At 49.7% G+C, this 354-nt stretch carries 1 protein-coding gene; it reads right to left on the reverse strand.

The features are described from left to right. Positions 1-60 precede the first annotated feature (60 nt). A partial coding sequence (locus EZM41_RS14030; RefSeq protein ID WP_232619363.1) for a hypothetical protein occupies positions 61-354 on the reverse strand: 294 nt, incomplete at its 5' end.

Below are 354 nucleotides of genomic sequence, written 5' to 3' on the forward strand. Positions count from 1 at the left end.
GAAAAAGGGTTGTCTAAACCCAACAATCGGCAAACGCGTCAAGAGTCTGTTGCCCAATGCTTAGCAATTTACAATATGACGAGGTGAAGTTCGATGCCGCGGGTTAAAGGCGGAAGCGCCAGCGACAGCAAGCGAAAGAAACAAGAATGGGAATACCACTGACGCCTTACGGTAAGTTTCACCCACGATCAACTCAAAAAACCAGTCCACAAAAGGGAGCAAGAAAAACAGGCTGGCAACGGACAAAAAGTGGCCGTTTAAGCCGCGACTCAAGGTGGGAGACATAGCAATGCCAGGCACGGTGTTGGGCAACGTGGCGGAAAAGGAAGGGTTTATCCATATGGTCATGGTTCC

It is taken from the genome of Acetomicrobium sp. S15 = DSM 107314 (genome assembly GCF_016125955.1).
In the GTDB taxonomy this organism is placed as follows: Bacteria; Synergistota; Synergistia; order Synergistales; family Thermosynergistaceae; genus Thermosynergistes; species Thermosynergistes pyruvativorans.